The organism is Streptomyces vinaceus, assembly GCF_008704935.1.
GTDB lineage: Bacteria > Actinomycetota > Actinomycetes > Streptomycetales > Streptomycetaceae > Streptomyces > Streptomyces vinaceus.
Map to the genome: position 1 here is coordinate 5707501 of NZ_CP023692.1, position 15358 is coordinate 5722858.

General features: G+C 70.6%; 11 protein-coding genes, 2 rRNA genes and 1 pseudogene (1 of these 14 cut by a window edge). 12 read left to right on the plus strand and 2 right to left on the minus strand.

Annotated features, from left to right (window positions below; genetic code table 11):
- The 4 genes and pseudogenes from CP980_RS25760 to CP980_RS25775 form a co-directional block, all read left to right on the plus strand.
- Positions 1 to 2663 (plus strand): 23S ribosomal RNA (locus CP980_RS25760) (it extends 461 nt beyond the left edge of the window).
- A gap of 106 nt (positions 2664 to 2769) precedes the next feature.
- Positions 2770 to 2886: ribosomal RNA gene (gene rrf / locus CP980_RS25765) — 5S ribosomal RNA — on the plus strand.
- Between the two features lie 468 nt (positions 2887 to 3354).
- Positions 3355 to 3954, plus strand: a pseudogene (locus CP980_RS36850) (hypothetical protein); the annotation flags it as partial.
- 615 nt (positions 3955 to 4569) lie between these two features.
- The gene (locus tag CP980_RS25775; protein WP_229907189.1) at positions 4570 to 5412 is read left to right on the plus strand and encodes a tetratricopeptide repeat protein; all 843 of its coding nucleotides are present in this window, start codon (positions 4570 to 4572) and stop codon (positions 5410 to 5412) included.
- An 84-nt stretch (positions 5413 to 5496) separates the two neighbouring features.
- On the opposite strand, the gene CP980_RS25780 is transcribed toward CP980_RS25775, so the two are convergent.
- Positions 5497 to 6768 (minus strand): DUF1015 family protein, encoded by a 1272-nt coding sequence (locus CP980_RS25780; protein WP_132760510.1) that lies wholly within the window; start codon positions 6766 to 6768, stop codon positions 5497 to 5499.
- Positions 6769 to 6908: 140 nt separating this feature from the next.
- On the opposite strand from CP980_RS25780, the gene CP980_RS25785 reads away from it, so the two are divergent.
- From CP980_RS25785 to CP980_RS25800, 4 genes are all read left to right on the plus strand, one after another.
- Complete coding sequence (locus CP980_RS25785; protein WP_099893531.1) at positions 6909 to 7940, plus strand: HAD hydrolase-like protein; 1032 nt, start codon at positions 6909 to 6911, stop codon at positions 7938 to 7940.
- A gap of 71 nt (positions 7941 to 8011) precedes the next feature.
- Complete coding sequence (locus CP980_RS25790; RefSeq protein ID WP_189998933.1) at positions 8012 to 9058, plus strand: FecCD family ABC transporter permease; 1047 nt, start codon at positions 8012 to 8014, stop codon at positions 9056 to 9058.
- Positions 9055 to 10116, plus strand: coding sequence for a FecCD family ABC transporter permease (locus CP980_RS25795; RefSeq protein WP_150529178.1), 1062 nt, complete (start codon positions 9055 to 9057; stop codon positions 10114 to 10116). The genes CP980_RS25790 and CP980_RS25795 overlap by 4 nt, the downstream gene beginning before the upstream one ends.
- The gene (locus CP980_RS25800) at positions 10113 to 11027 is read left to right on the plus strand and encodes an ABC transporter ATP-binding protein (protein ID WP_229907184.1); all 915 of its coding nucleotides are present in this window, start codon (positions 10113 to 10115) and stop codon (positions 11025 to 11027) included. The genes CP980_RS25795 and CP980_RS25800 overlap by 4 nt, the downstream gene beginning before the upstream one ends.
- Here the strand turns inward: CP980_RS25800 and CP980_RS25805 are convergent.
- Positions 11011 to 11358 (minus strand): SCP2 sterol-binding domain-containing protein, encoded by a 348-nt coding sequence (locus tag CP980_RS25805; protein ID WP_132760508.1) that lies wholly within the window; start codon positions 11356 to 11358, stop codon positions 11011 to 11013. The two genes, CP980_RS25800 and CP980_RS25805, sit on opposite strands and share 17 nt — an antisense overlap.
- A gap of 66 nt (positions 11359 to 11424) precedes the next feature.
- On the opposite strand from CP980_RS25805, the gene CP980_RS25810 reads away from it, so the two are divergent.
- The 4 genes from CP980_RS25810 to recN all read left to right on the plus strand — a co-directional run bounded on the left by CP980_RS25810 (position 11425) and on the right by recN (position 15337).
- Positions 11425 to 11727, plus strand: a complete 303-nt coding sequence (locus CP980_RS25810; protein WP_229907183.1) for a hypothetical protein — start codon at positions 11425 to 11427, stop codon at positions 11725 to 11727.
- A gap of 7 nt (positions 11728 to 11734) precedes the next feature.
- Positions 11735 to 12550, plus strand: coding sequence for a TlyA family RNA methyltransferase (locus CP980_RS25815; RefSeq protein WP_099893535.1), 816 nt, complete (start codon positions 11735 to 11737; stop codon positions 12548 to 12550).
- Positions 12551 to 12636: 86 nt separating this feature from the next.
- Positions 12637 to 13512, plus strand: a complete 876-nt coding sequence (locus tag CP980_RS25820) for an NAD kinase (RefSeq protein ID WP_132760531.1) — start codon at positions 12637 to 12639, stop codon at positions 13510 to 13512.
- Between the two features lie 106 nt (positions 13513 to 13618).
- Positions 13619 to 15337: a DNA repair protein RecN gene (recN, locus tag CP980_RS25825; RefSeq protein WP_189998941.1), complete on the plus strand. Its 1719-nt coding sequence runs from the start codon at positions 13619 to 13621 to the stop codon at positions 15335 to 15337.
- Positions 15338 to 15358: the final 21 nt, after the last annotated feature.

The following is a 15358-nucleotide window of genomic DNA, read 5'->3' on the forward strand; positions in this document are numbered from 1 at the left end:
AGCACGGGGCCCGAGAAATCCCGTGTGAATCTGGCGGGACCACCCGCTAAGCCTAAATATTCCCTGGTGACCGATAGCGGATAGTACCGTGAGGGAATGGTGAAAAGTACCGCGGGAGCGGAGTGAAATAGTACCTGAAACCGTGTGCCTACAAGCCGTGGGAGCGTCGCGTTGCATGCTTGCATGTAACGTCGTGACTGCGTGCCTTTTGAAGAATGAGCCTGCGAGTTAGCGGTGTGTAGCGAGGTTAACCCGTGTGGGGAAGCCGTAGCGAAAGCGAGTCCGAATAGGGCGTTTGAGTTGCACGCTCTAGACCCGAAGCGGAGTGATCTAGCCATGGGCAGGTTGAAGCGGAGGTAAGACTTCGTGGAGGACCGAACCCACCAGGGTTGAAAACCTGGGGGATGACCTGTGGTTAGGGGTGAAAGGCCAATCAAACTCCGTGATAGCTGGTTCTCCCCGAAATGCATTTAGGTGCAGCGTCGTGTGTTTCTTGCCGGAGGTAGAGCACTGGATAGGCGATGGGCCCTACCGGGTTACTGACCTTAGCCAAACTCCGAATGCCGGTAAGTGAGAGCACGGCAGTGAGACTGTGGGGGATAAGCTCCATGGTCGAGAGGGAAACAGCCCAGAGCATCGACTAAGGCCCCTAAGCGTACGCTAAGTGGGAAAGGATGTGGAGTCGCAGAGACAACCAGGAGGTTGGCTTAGAAGCAGCCACCCTTGAAAGAGTGCGTAATAGCTCACTGGTCAAGTGATTCCGCGCCGACAATGTAGCGGGGCTCAAGCGTACCGCCGAAGTCGTGTCATTGCAGCAATAAGCCCCAACGGGTGTTGTGATGGGTAGGGGAGCGTCGTGTGCCGGGTGAAGCAGCAGCGGAAGCTAGTTGTGGACGGTTCACGAGTGAGAATGCAGGCATGAGTAGCGATACACACGTGAGAAACGTGTGCGCCGATTGACTAAGGGTTCCTGGGTCAAGCTGATCTGCCCAGGGTAAGTCGGGACCTAAGGCGAGGCCGACAGGCGTAGTCGATGGACAACCGGTTGATATTCCGGTACCCGCTTTGAAACGCCCAATATCGAATCAGGCGATGCTAAGTCCGTGAAGCCGTTCCGGACCCTTCGGGGAAAGGAAAGTGGTGGAGCCGACGAACCAGACTTGTAGTAGGTAAGCGATGGGGTGACGCAGGAAGGTAGTCCAGCCCGGGCGGTGGTTGTCCCGGGGTAAGGGTGTAGGCCGAGGGGTAGGCAAATCCGTCCCTCATTAAGGCTGAGACCTGATGCCGAGCCGATTGTGGTGAAGTGGATGATCCTATGCTGTCGAGAAAAGCCTCTAGCGAGTTTCATGGCGGCCCGTACCCTAAACCGACTCAGGTGGTCAGGTAGAGAATACCGAGGCGTTCGGGTGAACTATGGTTAAGGAACTCGGCAAAATGCCCCCGTAACTTCGGGAGAAGGGGGGCCATCACTGGTGATCGGACTTGCTCCGTGAGCTGGGGGTGGCCGCAGAGACCAGCGAGAAGCGACTGTTTACTAAAAACACAGGTCCGTGCGAAGCCGTAAGGCGATGTATACGGACTGACGCCTGCCCGGTGCTGGAACGTTAAGGGGACCGGTTAGTGACCTTTCGGGGTTGCGAAGCTGAGAACTTAAGCGCCAGTAAACGGCGGTGGTAACTATAACCATCCTAAGGTAGCGAAATTCCTTGTCGGGTAAGTTCCGACCTGCACGAATGGCGTAACGACTTCTCGACTGTCTCAACCATAGGCCCGGTGAAATTGCACTACGAGTAAAGATGCTCGTTTCGCGCAGCAGGACGGAAAGACCCCGGGACCTTTACTACAGTTTGATATTGGTGTTCGGTTCGGCTTGTGTAGGATAGGTGGGAGACTTTGAAGCCCCAACGCCAGTTGGGGTGGAGTCGCCGTTGAAATACCACTCTGGTCGTGCTGGATGTCTAACCTCGGTCCGTGATCCGGATCAGGGACAGTGTCTGATGGGTAGTTTAACTGGGGCGGTTGCCTCCCAAAGGGTAACGGAGGCGCCCAAAGGTTCCCTCAGCCTGGTTGGCAATCAGGTGTTGAGTGTAAGTGCACAAGGGAGCTTGACTGTGAGACCGACGGGTCGAGCAGGGACGAAAGTCGGGACTAGTGATCCGGCGGTGGCTTGTGGAAGCGCCGTCGCTCAACGGATAAAAGGTACCCCGGGGATAACAGGCTGATCTTCCCCAAGAGTCCATATCGACGGGATGGTTTGGCACCTCGATGTCGGCTCGTCGCATCCTGGGGCTGGAGTCGGTCCCAAGGGTTGGGCTGTTCGCCCATTAAAGCGGTACGCGAGCTGGGTTTAGAACGTCGTGAGACAGTTCGGTCCCTATCCGCTGTGCGCGTAGGAATATTGAGAAGGGCTGTCCCTAGTACGAGAGGACCGGGACGGACGAACCTCTGGTGTGCCAGTTGTCCTGCCAAGGGCATGGCTGGTTGGCTACGTTCGGGAGGGATAACCGCTGAAAGCATCTAAGCGGGAAGCCTGCTTCAAGATGAGTATTCCCACCTCCTTGAGAGGGTAAGGCTCCCAGTAGACGACTGGGTTGATAGGCCAGATGTGGAAGCCCGGTAACGGGTGGAGCTGACTGGTACTAATAGGCCGAGGGCTTGTCCTCAGTTGCTCGCGTCCACTGTGTTAGTTCTGAAGCAACGAACAGTTGCTGGTTTCTAGAGCTGGAACACAACTACAAAGTGTGCTTGTTCGCTCGAAACCGATAGGGTTTCGGTGGTCATAGCGTTAGGGAAACGCCCGGTTACATTCCGAACCCGGAAGCTAAGCCTTTCAGCGCCGATGGTACTGCAGGGGGGACCCTGTGGGAGAGTAGGACGCCGCCGAACAATCTTTCAAAGGACCCTTGGTCCAGCGTTCAACGCTGGACCAAGGGTCCTTTTTGTTTTTCACCTCTTTACGCCGAAGCGCGGCCATGGGTTGGTTGCGCGAGAATGACTAGCGGTACCCCGAAGACAGGAGTCACACCCATGTCCAACTCTCCCGACGATCGTCCGGAGCGCGAGCCTCGGCGCAACGACGGCGGTGACAGGGGCGGCTACCGCGGGGGCCGTGACGACCGTGGCGGTGACCGTGGTGGCTTCCGCCGCGACGACCGCGGTGGCCGTCCGACCGGTGGCGGCGCAGGCGGCGGCGGTTTCCGCCGTGACGACCGCGGCGGGCGTCCCGCCGGCGGTGGTGGCGGCGGCTTCCGTCGCGACGACCGCGGTGGCGACCGTCCGTCGTACCCCCGTCGTGACGACGACCGCGGTGGGCGTCCGTCCTACCCGCGTCGTGATGACGACCGCGGTGGTTTCCGCGGCGGTCGTGACGACCGTGGCGGCGACCGTCCGTCCTACCCGCGCCGCGACGACCGGGGCGAGCGTCCCTCGTACCCGCGTCGCGACGACCGTCCCTCCGGTGGTGGCGGCGGTTTCCGTCGTGACGACCGCGGTGGCGACCGCCCGTCCTTCCCGCGTCGCGATGACGACCGCGGTGGTTTCCGCGGCGGTCGTGACGACCGCGGCGGCGACCGTCCGTCCTACCCGCGCCGCGACGACCGCGGTGAGCGTCCCTCCGGTGGTGGCGGTGGCTTCCGCCGTGACGACCGCGGCGGCGACCGCCCGACCGGTGGCGGCTTCCGCGGCCGCGAGGACCGTCCGTCGTACCCGCGCCGTGACGACCGGGGCGAGCGTCCCTCGTACCCGCGTCGTGACGACCGGCCCTCCGGTGGTGGCTTCCGTCGTGACGACCGGGGCGACCGGCCTTCCGGTGGTGGCGGCGGTTTCCGTCGTGACGACCGCGGTGGCGACCGCCCGTCCTTCCCGCGTCGCGATGACGACCGCGGTGGTTTCCGCGGCGGCCGCGACGACCGTGGCGGCGACCGCCCCTCCTACCCGCGCCGTGACGACCGGGGCGAGCGTCCCTCGTACCCGCGTCGCGACGACCGGCCCTCCGGTGGTGGCTTCCGTCGTGACGACCGGGGCGAGCGTCCCTCCGGTGGCGGCGGCGGTTTCCGCCGCGATGACCGCGGTGGCGACCGTCCGTCCTACCCCCGTCGCGACGACGACCGCGGTGGTTTCCGCGGCGGCCGCGACGACCGTGGCGGCGACCGCCCCTCCTACCCGCGCCGCGACGACCGCGGTGAGCGTCCCTCCGGTGGCGGCGGCGGTTTCCGCCGCGACGACCGCGGTGGCGACCGCCCGTCGTACCCCCGTCGCGACGACGACCGCGGTGGGCGTCCCTCGTACCCGCGTCGTGATGACGACCGCGGTGGTTTCCGCGGCGGTCGTGACGACCGTGGCGGCGACCGTCCGTCCTACCCGCGCCGCGACGACCGCGGCGGCGACCGCGGCGGCTTCCGTGGCCGTGACGACCGTGGCGGTGACCGCGGTGGCTACCGTGGCGGCCGTGATGAGCGCGGCGGTGACCGCGACTACCGTGCGGACCGCGACCGTGACCCGGTCAAGCGGCTTCCGATCGACGAGGACGTCACCGGTCTCGAGATCGACGCCGATGTCCGCCAGGAGCTCCTGAGCCTGCCCAAGGGGCTGGCCGAGGAGGTCTCCCGCAACCTGGTCATGGTGGCCCGGCTGATCGACGAGGACCCGGAGCAGGCGTACGCGTACTCGCGCATCGCCCTGCGCCTGGCCTCCCGCGTCGCCGCCGTGCGCGAGGCCGCCGGCTTCGCCGCGTACGCCACGCAGAAGTACAGCGAGGCGCTCGCCGAGTTCCGCGCCGCCAAGCGCATGACCGGCTCCGTCGAGCTGTGGCCCGTCATGGCCGACTGCGAGCGCGGCCTCGGCCGCCCCGAGCGCGCGCTGGCCATGGCCGGCGAGCCCGAGGTGCAGAAGCTGGACAAGGCCGGCCAGGTCGAGATGCGCCTGGTCGCCGCCGGTGCCCGCCGGGACATGGGGCAGCTCGACGCCGCCATCGTGACCCTGCAGAGCCCGGAGCTGGCCTCCAACTCCGTGCAGCCGTGGACCGCACGCCTGCGGTACGCCTACGCCGACGCCCTGCTGGCCGCCGGCCGTGAGGACGAGGCCCGCGAGTGGTTCGCCAAGACGGTCGAGGCGGACAAGGACGGCGCGATGGACGCCTCCGACCGGCTCGCCGAGCTGGACGGGGTCGAGTTCGTCGACGCGCTCGGCGGCGATGAGCCGGACGACGTCGACGCCGACGACGAGGACGACGAGCAGGACGCCGCCGAGGTGGCCGCCGCCGAGCGCGCCTCCGACCAGGCCGAGTACTACGACGAGGACGACGAGGAGTACGAGCCCCTGGAGGGGTCCGCTTCCGACGCCGACGTCGACGTCACCGACGAGATCGCCGTCGTCGAGGACGAGGACGACGAGCAGGACCGTGACAAGGCCTGAGCGCCTGACCGGCTGAGTTGAGAAAGGGCGGTACCCCTCCGGGGGTACCGCCCTTTCTCGTGTCCGAGGCTGCGCCGGGCCGGGTCAGTCGAGGCTGCGCAGGACCAGGCCGGTGGCCGGCTTCGGGCCGAACGAGGTCGACTTGCGGGGCATCGTGACGCCCTGGCGGGCCAGGTCCCGGACGACCGCCTCCCGTACGGGGTGCAACAGGACCGCGGTGCCGCCGTGGCGCTCGGCCATGGCGACGGTGGCCGCCGCGTCGTGGATGTAGGTGATCTGGTCCGGGGCGTCCGGGATCCGCCACAGGGTGTCCAGGAGCGTCGCGTGCAGGACGGTAGCGTCCAGCCGGCGCCAGGCCTCGGGGCGGTCGCGCCGTACGGTGCGCTCCAGCAGGTCCAGGTCCGGGTCGGTGACCAGGTGGAAGGTGCCGTCGCCGGCCAGGAGGAAGGCGTTGCCGCGCTCCGCGGCGTCGGCGAGGGCCTCCAGGGCGAGCGGCAGAGGTCCCTCCACCGGGCGGACCAGGAAGTGGCCCTCCACGGCGGCCAGGGCGTCCGCGACGGGGAGGCGGCGCAGCATCCGGTGGATGGCGCGGACCTGGAGCGGGTAGCGGGCGGTGTCGACGAGGAGGACCAGGCCGAAGTCCCAGTCGGTGGGGGACTGGTGCTCCTCCTGGAGGCGCAGGTACGTCGCCCAGCGGTGGTGGCCGTCGGCGATGAGGGCCTGGCGGTGGCCGAGATCGGTGGTGACGGCGGCCAGGTCGGCCGGGTCGGTGATGGCCCAGAGCCGGTGCCGGAAGCCGTCCTCGGTGGTGGTGGCCAGCAGCGGCGGGCGGGCGGCGGTCCGCTCGACGACCGCCGTCGCGCCGGCCGCGGGGTCGCCGCCGAGGTAGGTGAGCAGGAGCGGTTCAAGATTGGCCGAAGCGGCCCGCATGAGACCGGCCCGGTCGGTGACCACGTCGGGCATGACGTCCTCGTGCGGCAGGACGATGCCGGCGTCGGGCTTCGAGAGGGCCAGGGCGCCGATCACGCCGCGCTGGAGCACGCTGCCCTTGCGCTGCTCGTAGACGTACAGCGCGGGCTCGGGGTCGGCGCTGAGGACGCCCTTGGAGAGCCAGTCGTGCAGGGTGTGCGCGGCCTGTTCGTTGCGCTCGGCGGGAGTGTCGGCCTGGGGGAGGATCAGGCGGACGATGTTGTGCGGGTCGGCGGACTCCAGGTGGTCGACGCCGTCGGGCCGCACGACCACGTCGTACGGCGGTGAGGTGACGGCGGCGAGGCTGCCGACGCGCTCCGGGTCATAGCGCAGTCCATGGAAGGGGATCAGGCGCAGCCCGTCGTCCGCGGTACCAGATGTGGTCATTGGTGCATGGTAAGACGCGTCTCGCGATGCGGGATGATCGGGTGAGGAAGACAGCAAGTCGCATGCGTTCGGTATCGGTCACGGGCGGACGGATGTGACGGACGGACCGTCGTGGATCGAGTGGACAGGGAGCCGACAGGATGACCCGGCAGAGCAGGACGAGTCCGGCGGGCAGCGAGCGCAGCCTGCACCAGGCGTACGACACGGCCCTGCTGGACCTGGACGGGGTGGTGTACGCGGGTGGCGAGGCGATCGCGTACGCGGCGGAGTCCCTCGCCGCGGCCCGGGACGGCGGGATGCACCTCGCGTACGTCACGAACAACGCGCTGCGCACCCCGGAGGCGGTCGCCGAGCACCTGGGCGAGCTGGGGATCCCGACCGAGGCCGGCGAGGTGATCACCTCGGCGCAGGCGGTGGCCCGGCTGATCTCGGAGCAGGTGGAGCCGGGGTCCAAGGTGCTGGTGATCGGCGGGGAGGGGTTGCGGGTCGCGCTGCGCGAGCGGGGGCTCGTACCGGTGGACTCCGCCGACGAGGAGGGGCTCGCGGCGGTCGTCCAGGGGTACGGGGGCCCGGACCTGCCGTGGTCGCGGTTCGCGGAGGCTTCGTACGCGATCCACCGCGGGGTGCCGTGGTTCGCGTCGAACACCGACCTGACGATTCCGGGGGCGCGGGGGATCGGGCCGGGCAACGGGGCCGCGGTGGAGGTCGTACGGATCGCGACGGGAGCGGAGCCGCAGGTGGCGGGCAAGCCGCTGCCCCCGATGCACCGGGAGACGGTGCTGCGGACGGGGGCGGAGCGGCCGCTGGTGGTCGGGGACCGGCTGGACACGGACATCGAGGGCGCGTTCAACGGGGACGTGGACTCGCTGCTGGTGCTGACCGGGGTGACGGACGGGGCGCAGCTGCTGCGGGCCGAGCCGGCGCACCGGCCGACGTACGTGGACCGGGACCTGCGGGGGCTGCTGACGGGGCAGCCGGAGGTCGTGGCCGCGGGGGAGGGTTTCCGCTGCGGGGGCTGGACCGCGGTGGCGGCGGCGGACGCACTGGAACTGCGGGGCGAGGGCGAGCCGCTGGACGGGCTGCGGGCGCTGTGCGCGGCGGCGTGGACCCGGGCCGGGGACGGCTCGTGCACGCTGGACGCGGGCAAGGCGCTGGCCCGGATCGGCCTTTAGGCCGGGCCGCCGGGCCCCCTTGGACCAGGACGGAGGGCCAATTCGGGTGCAGGGTAGGCTAACCTAACCTCGTGTTGGTCGAGAGTCCCCCTGAACAGAGCGCGGCGCCGGTCGCCGCCATCCGCCCGCGGCACGCCGCGCGCGCCGCCGGTCTGCTCGGCGCCCTGGCGGTGCTGGCCGTGATCGCGGTGGCGAGCATCGCCGTGGGGGCCAGGCAGATGCCCCTCGACCAGGTCTGGCACGGCCTGTTCCACTACGCGGGAACGCCCTCCGACGTCGTGGTGCGCGATCTGCGGGTCCCGCGCACCCTCCTCGGGCTGATGGTCGGGCTCGGGCTCGGCCTTTCCGGGGCCGTGATGCAGGCGTTGACCCGCAACCCGCTGGCCGAGCCCGGCATCCTCGGCGTCAACGCGGGCGCGGCGGCCGCCGTGGTCTCGGCGATCACCTTCCTCGGGGCCTCCTCGCTCAGCGAGTTCGTGTGGTGGGCCTTCCTCGGCGCCGCCGTCGTCTCCGTCGTCGTCTACGTACTCGGCGGAAGCCGCAGCGCCACCCCGGTGCGCCTCGCGCTCGCCGGTACGGCGGCCAGCGCGGCCCTGGTCGGCTACATCAACGCCGTGCAGCTGATGGACAGCAAGGCGCTGGACAAGCTGCGCTTCTGGACCGTGGGCTCCCTGGCCTCCGCGAACATGGACACCGTCCGGCAGGTGGCGCCGTTCCTGGTGGTGGGCGCGCTGATCGCGCTCACGCTGGGCCGGTCGCTCAACGCGATGGCCATGGGCGACGACACCGCACGGGCTCTGGGTGCCCATCTGACGCGGACCCGGATCGGCGCCATGGTGGCCATCACGCTGCTGTGCGGGGCGGCGACCGCGGCCTGCGGGCCGATCGTCTTCATCGGGCTGATGATCCCGCACCTGGTGCGGATCATCACCGGTCCCGACATGCGCTGGGTGCTCGCCTACTCGGCGGTCCTCTCGCCGGTGCTGCTGCTGGGCGCGGACGTCATCGGCCGGGTCGTCACGCGGCCCGCCGAGCTCCAGGTCGGCATCGTCACCGCGCTGATCGGCGGGCCCGTCTTCATCTACCTCGTCCGGCGCAAGAGGATGGCCCAGCTGTGACCGTCGACCTTCGGGCGGACAAGCCCGGATCCCGTGCCCTGTGCGGCCCCGCGGGGCTGTCCCTGCGGCTGGAGCCGCGCGCGCTGACGGTCGGGCTGCTGCTCGTCGCGGCCGCCGTGGCGATGGCCGTCGTCCTCATCGGCACCGGCGACTTCGAGATCGCGCCGTGGGACGTCGTACAGACCCTGCTGGGCAACGGCACCCCGGCGAACGACTTCATCGTCAACGACCTGCGGCTGCCGCGGGTGGTGGTCGCGCTGCTGGTGGGCGCGGCGCTGGGGATGGCCGGCGCCGTCTTCCAGTCCGTCTCCCGCAACCCGCTCGGCTCCCCGGACCTGCTCGGCTTCAGCTACGGCTCGTCGGTCGGCGCGCTCGTCGTGATCGTCCTGTTCAAGGGCGGCGCGACGGAGGTCGCCGCGGGCGCGCTGGTGGGCGGGCTGATCACCGGCGTCCTCGTCTACCTGCTGTCCTACCGGCGCGGCATCCACGGCTACCGGCTGGTGCTGGTCGGCATCGGTGTCTCCGCGATGCTCGTCGCCGTCATCAACTACCTGCTGACCAAGGCCGAGCTCGTCGAGGCGACGCGCGCGATGGTCTGGCTGACCGGCTCGCTGGCGGGCCGGGACTGGAGCCAGGTCTGGCCGCTGCTGGTGACCTGCGCGGTCCTGTTCCCGCTCGTCCTCGGGCAGGGCAGGGCCCTGCGGATGATGGAGATGGGCGACGACGCCGCGTACGCCCTCGGGGTACGGGTGGAGCGCACGCGGATGCTGCTGATGCTGGCGGCGGTCCTGCTGACCACCGCGGCCGCCGCGGCCGCCGGCCCCATCTCCTTCGTCGCGCTGGCCGCGCCCCAGCTGGCGCGGCGACTGACCCGCTCGCCCGGGTCGAACCTGCTCACCGGCGCGCTGATGGGCGCCGTCCTGCTGCTCGTCTCCGACTGGGCCTCGCAGCGCGCCTTCGGCGCCGACCAGCTGCCGGTGGGCGTGGTGACCGGGCTGGTCGGCGGTGTCTACCTGCTCTGGCTGCTCGTCACCGAGCGAAAGGCGGGGCGCATATGAGCACGGATGCCGGCACGGATGCCCGCACGGACACGAGCACGGACACGAGCAACTCAAGGAGTACGCAGGTGCAGCAGCGGCTGACCGCGCAGAACGTGACCCTCGGCTACGAGCAGCGGGTCATCGCCGAGAACCTGTCGGTGGAGATCCCCGACCACTCGTTCACGGTGATCGTGGGACCCAACGCGTGCGGCAAGTCCACGCTGCTGCGCGCCCTGTCGCGGATGCTGAAGCCGTCCGCCGGGCAGGTGCTGCTGGACGGGCACGCCATCGGGTCCATGCCGGCGAAGAAGGTCGCCAAGACGCTGGGCCTGCTGCCGCAGTCCTCGATCGCGCCGGACGGGATCACGGTCGCCGACCTGGTCTCGCGCGGCCGGTACCCGCACCAGGGGCTGCTGCGGCAGTGGTCCCCGGAGGACGAGCGGATCGTGCGCGAGTCGATGGCCTCGACCGGGGTCGCCGAGCTCGCGGACCGGTCGGTCGACGAGCTGTCGGGCGGGCAGCGCCAGCGGGTGTGGATCGCGATGGCGCTGGCGCAGCAGACTCCGCTGCTGCTGCTGGACGAGCCGACCACGTACCTGGACATCCAGCACCAGATCGACGTGCTGGACCTGTGCGCTGAGCTGCACGAGGAGCAGGGGCGGACCCTGGTCGCCGTGCTGCACGACCTCAACCACGCGGCCCGCTACGCCACGCACCTGATCGCGATGCGCGGCGGCGAGGTCGTGGCGGAGGGGCCGCCGGCCGAGGTGGTCACGGCGGAGCTGGTGGAGGAGGTCTTCGGCCTGCGCTGCCAGATCATCGACGACCCGGAGACGGGCACCCCGCTGGTGATCCCGGCCGCGCGCAAGCCGAAGACGGCGGCCGGGCGGCTGACGGGGACCGCGGCAGGGGCTACAGCAGGCTCTTGAGGCGGAGCAGGTCGCGGAAGCCGGCCTCCAGGCGGACCCGCCCGGAGGCCCAGGCCTTGGCGAACTTGAGCTCGCCCGCGACCATCGCCACCAGGTCGTCGCCCGTCATCGCGAGCCGGATCTCGGCCTTCGTGGCGGGCGGGCCGGGGGAGACCGCGTCCACCCGGATCCGGCCACCTTCGAGGCGGCCGGTGAAGGTCTGGTCCAGGTCCGTGATGTGGCAGCTCAGGGAGCGGTCCATCGCGGCGGCGCCGCGCACACTGCCGTCGGCCTGCGCGAGGTTGCCGGAGAGTCTGTCGAGTGCGGCGCGGCACTCATCGATCGTAGCCATCGTGATCTCGACCGTACCGCAGAGCCGTGCGTGGCCGCCCGGGGGCTTCGGGGTAGCGTCGGGGGCATGACCGACGACATGGCCGACGACGTACCGGACACGGCCGGCGTACCGGAAGCGGCGGACGCACCGCCCGCGGCGGACGCGCCCGCCGGGTCCGGGCCGGCGGCGCCCGAGCCCCTGGGGCTCGCCCGTACGCCCACCGGCCACGCCGGGGTGGACGCGCACCTGGAGCGGCTGGCCGACGCCGACCACCTCACGGCGGACGGACACGTCGCGGTGTACGAGGATGTGCACAGGGGGTTGCGTGACACGCTGACCGCGCTGGACGCACCGCCCGCCCCCGGACCGTACGAAAACAGGAGCTGAACCGAACGTGGCAGGAGTGGCACGCCGCCGCCTGGACGCCGAACTGGTACGCCGCAGCATGGCCCGCTCGCGCGAGCACGCCGCCCAGCTGATCGCCGCGGGCCGGGTGACCGTCGGCGGCGCCACCGCGACCAAGGCGGCCACCCAGGTCGAGACCAGCGCGGCCCTCGTCGTCCTCAAGGACGACAGCGACCCCGACTACGTCTCCCGGGGCGGTCACAAGCTGGCCGGGGCGCTCGCGGCCTTCCGGCCGCGGGGGCTGGCCGTCGAGGGCCGCCGCGCGCTGGACGCGGGCGCCTCCACCGGTGGCTTCACCGACGTGCTGCTGCGCGCCGGCGTGGCCCACGTGATGGCCGTCGACGTCGGCTACGGGCAGCTCGCCTGGTCGCTGCAGAGCGATGACCGGGTGACGGTCAAGGACCGTACGAACGTCCGGGAGCTGACGGTCGAGCAGCTCGACGGGGTCCCGGTCGACCTCGTCGTCGGAGACCTGTCCTTCATCTCCATCGGCCTGGTGCTGCCGGCCCTGGTGCGCTGCTGCGCCCCGGACGCGGACCTGGTGCTGATGGTCAAGCCGCAGTTCGAGGTCGGCAAGGACCGGCTCGGCAGCGGCGGCGTCGTGCGCAGCCCGGAGCTGCGCGCGGAGGCCGTGCGCGAGGTGGCGGCCCAGGCGGCGAAGCTGGGGCTGGGCGTGCTCGGGGTGACCGCGAGTCCGCTGCCCGGTCCGTCGGGGAACGTCGAGTACTTTCTGTGGCTGCGGGCGGGGGCACCGGCACTCGACCCGGCGGATGTTGACCGTGCAGTGGTGGAGGGGCCTCAGTGACTGATTCAGCGGACAGCTCGTCGTACACCTCGGACAGCTCGAACGACTCGGACCCGGCGGCCCCGGGGCGGGGGCGGACCGTCTTCCTGCTCGCGCACACCGGGCGGCCCGCGGCCATCCGCAGCGCCGAGCTGGTCGTCCAGGGGCTGCTCAAGAACGGCCTGGGCGTACGGGTCGTCGAGTACGAGGCGAGGGACCTGCCGCTGCCGCCCGAGGTGGAGCTGGTGTCCGAGTGCACCCCCGAGGTGCTCGAAGGCTGCGAGCTGCTGATCGTGCTGGGCGGCGACGGGACCCTGCTGCGCGGCGCGGAGTTCGCGCGCGGCTCGGGGGTGCCGATGCTGGGGGTGAACCTGGGGCGGGTGGGGTTCCTCGCGGAGGCCGAGCGGGAGGACCTCGACCAGGTCGTGGAGCGGGTCGTGACGCGGGCGTACGAGGTCGAGGAGCGGATGACCCTCGACGTGCTCGTGCGGACCAACGGTGACGTGCTCCACCGGGACTGGGCGCTGAACGAGGCCGCCGTCCAGAAGGTGTCCCCCGAGCGGATGCTGGAAGTGGTCCTGGAGATCGACGGGCGCCCGGTGTCGGGCTTCGGCTGCGACGGGATCGTCTGCGCGACCCCGACCGGCTCGACGGCGTACGCCTTCTCGGCGGGCGGGCCGGTGGTCTGGCCGGAGGTGGAGGCGCTGCTGATGGTGCCGATCAGCGCGCACGCGCTGTTCGCGAAGCCGCTGGTCACCTCGCCGGACTCGGTGCTGGCGGTGGAGGTGCAGCACGGGGTTCCGCACGGGGTGCTGTGGTGCGACGGCCGCCGGATGCTGGAGCTGCCGGCCGGGGCCCGGGTGGAGGTCCGGCGCGGGGCGGTGCCGGTGCGGCTCGCCCGGCTGCACCACGCGTCGTTCACGGACCGGCTCGTCGCGAAGTTCGCGCTCCCTGTCTCGGGGTGGCGCGGGGCGCCTCGCTGAGAGCCCGGAGTGACCCGCTAATAGCACATGCGTTCGGGAAACTCCCGACGGGTGACGTCACATGGCACGGGTGAAACCTCGGTATCGTCGTCCCGTGCTTGAGGAGATGCGGATACGGTCGCTCGGGGTCATCGACGACGCGGTGGTCGAGCTGTCGCCCGGTTTCACCGCGGTGACCGGCGAGACCGGCGCGGGCAAGACGATGGTCGTCACCAGCCTCGGCCTGCTGCTCGGCGGTCGCGCCGACCCGGCCCTGGTGCGGATCGGGGCCAAGGCCGCGGTCGTGGAGGGCCGCATCGTCTTGCGCCCCGGCGCGCCCGCCGCCGTACGCGCCGAGGAGGCCGGGGCCGAGCTGGACGACGGCGCCCTGCTCATCAGCCGGACGGTGTCCGCCGAGGGGCGCTCGCGCGCCCACGTCGGCGGCCGCTCCGTGCCCGTCGGCCTGCTCGCCGAACTCGCGGACGACCTGGTCGCCGTACACGGGCAGACCGACCAGCAGGGGCTGCTGCGGCCCGCCCGCCAGCGCCAGGCCCTCGACCGGTACGCGGGCGACGCCGTCGCCGTACCGCTGGAGAAGTACGGGGCCGCCTACCGGCGGCTGCGCGCCGTCGCCGTGGAACTCGAAGAGATCACCACCCGGGCCCGGGAACGGGCCCAGGAGGCCGACCTGCTGCGCTTCGGCCTGGAGGAGATCGCGGCCGTGGAGCCGCTGGCGGGCGAGGACGCGGAGCTCGCGGCGGAGGCCGAGCGGCTCGGCCACGCCGAATCGCTGGCTTCGGCGGCGCAGATCGCCCACGCGGCGCTCGCCGGCGATGTCGAGGACCCGGAGGGCGTCGACGCGAACACCCTCGTCGCGGGCGCGCACCGGGCCCTGGACGCCGTACGGTCGCACGACCCGGCGCTCGGCGCGCTCGCGGAGCGGATCGGGGAGCTCGGGATCCTGCTGGCCGACGTGGCCGGCGAGCTGGCCGGGTACGCGGACGACCTGGACGCCGATCCGCTGCGGCTGGCCGCGGTGGAGGAGCGGCGTGCGGCGCTGACCCAGCTGACGCGCAAGTACGGAGAGTCGATCGACTCCGTACTGGAGTGGGCCGAGCGCGGTTCGGCGCGGCTGCTGGAGCTGGACGGCGACGAGGAGCGGATCGCCGAGCTGACCGCCGAGCGGGACGGGCTGCGGGCCGAACTCTCGCTGCTGGCGCAGGCGCTGACGGACGCGCGGGTGGAGGCGGCGACGCGGTTCGCCTCGGCCGTCACGGCGGAGATGGCCTCGCTGGCGATGCCGCACGCGCGGGTGACGATCGACATCCGGCAGGTGGAGGACCCCGAGGGGGTGGAGGTCGACGGCCGCCCGGTCGCGTACGGGCCCTCGGGCACGGACGAGGTCGAACTGCTGCTGGCCCCGCACCCGGGCGCCCAGCCGAGGCCGATCGCCAAGGGCGCCTCGGGCGGTGAGCTCTCGCGCGTGATGCTGGCGGTGGAGGTCGTGTTCGCGGGCTCGGACCCGGTGCCGACGTACCTCTTCGACGAGGTCGACGCGGGCGTGGGCGGCAAGGCGGCCGTGGAGGTCGGGCGCCGCCTCGCGAAGCTGGCCAAGTCGGCGCAGGTGGTGGTCGTCACGCACCTGCCGCAGGTGGCCGCCTTCGCGGACCGGCAGCTGCTGGTGGAGAAGACCAACGACGGATCGGTGACCAGGAGCGGGGTCAAGGTCCTGGAGGGCGAGGACCGCGTCCGCGAACTCTCGCGCATGCTGGCGGGCCACGAGGACTCGGTCTCCGCACGCGCGCACGCGGAGGAACTCCTGGCGGCGGCCCGCGCGGACGCGTAGCCTGCTGCTGCTGCTGCTGCT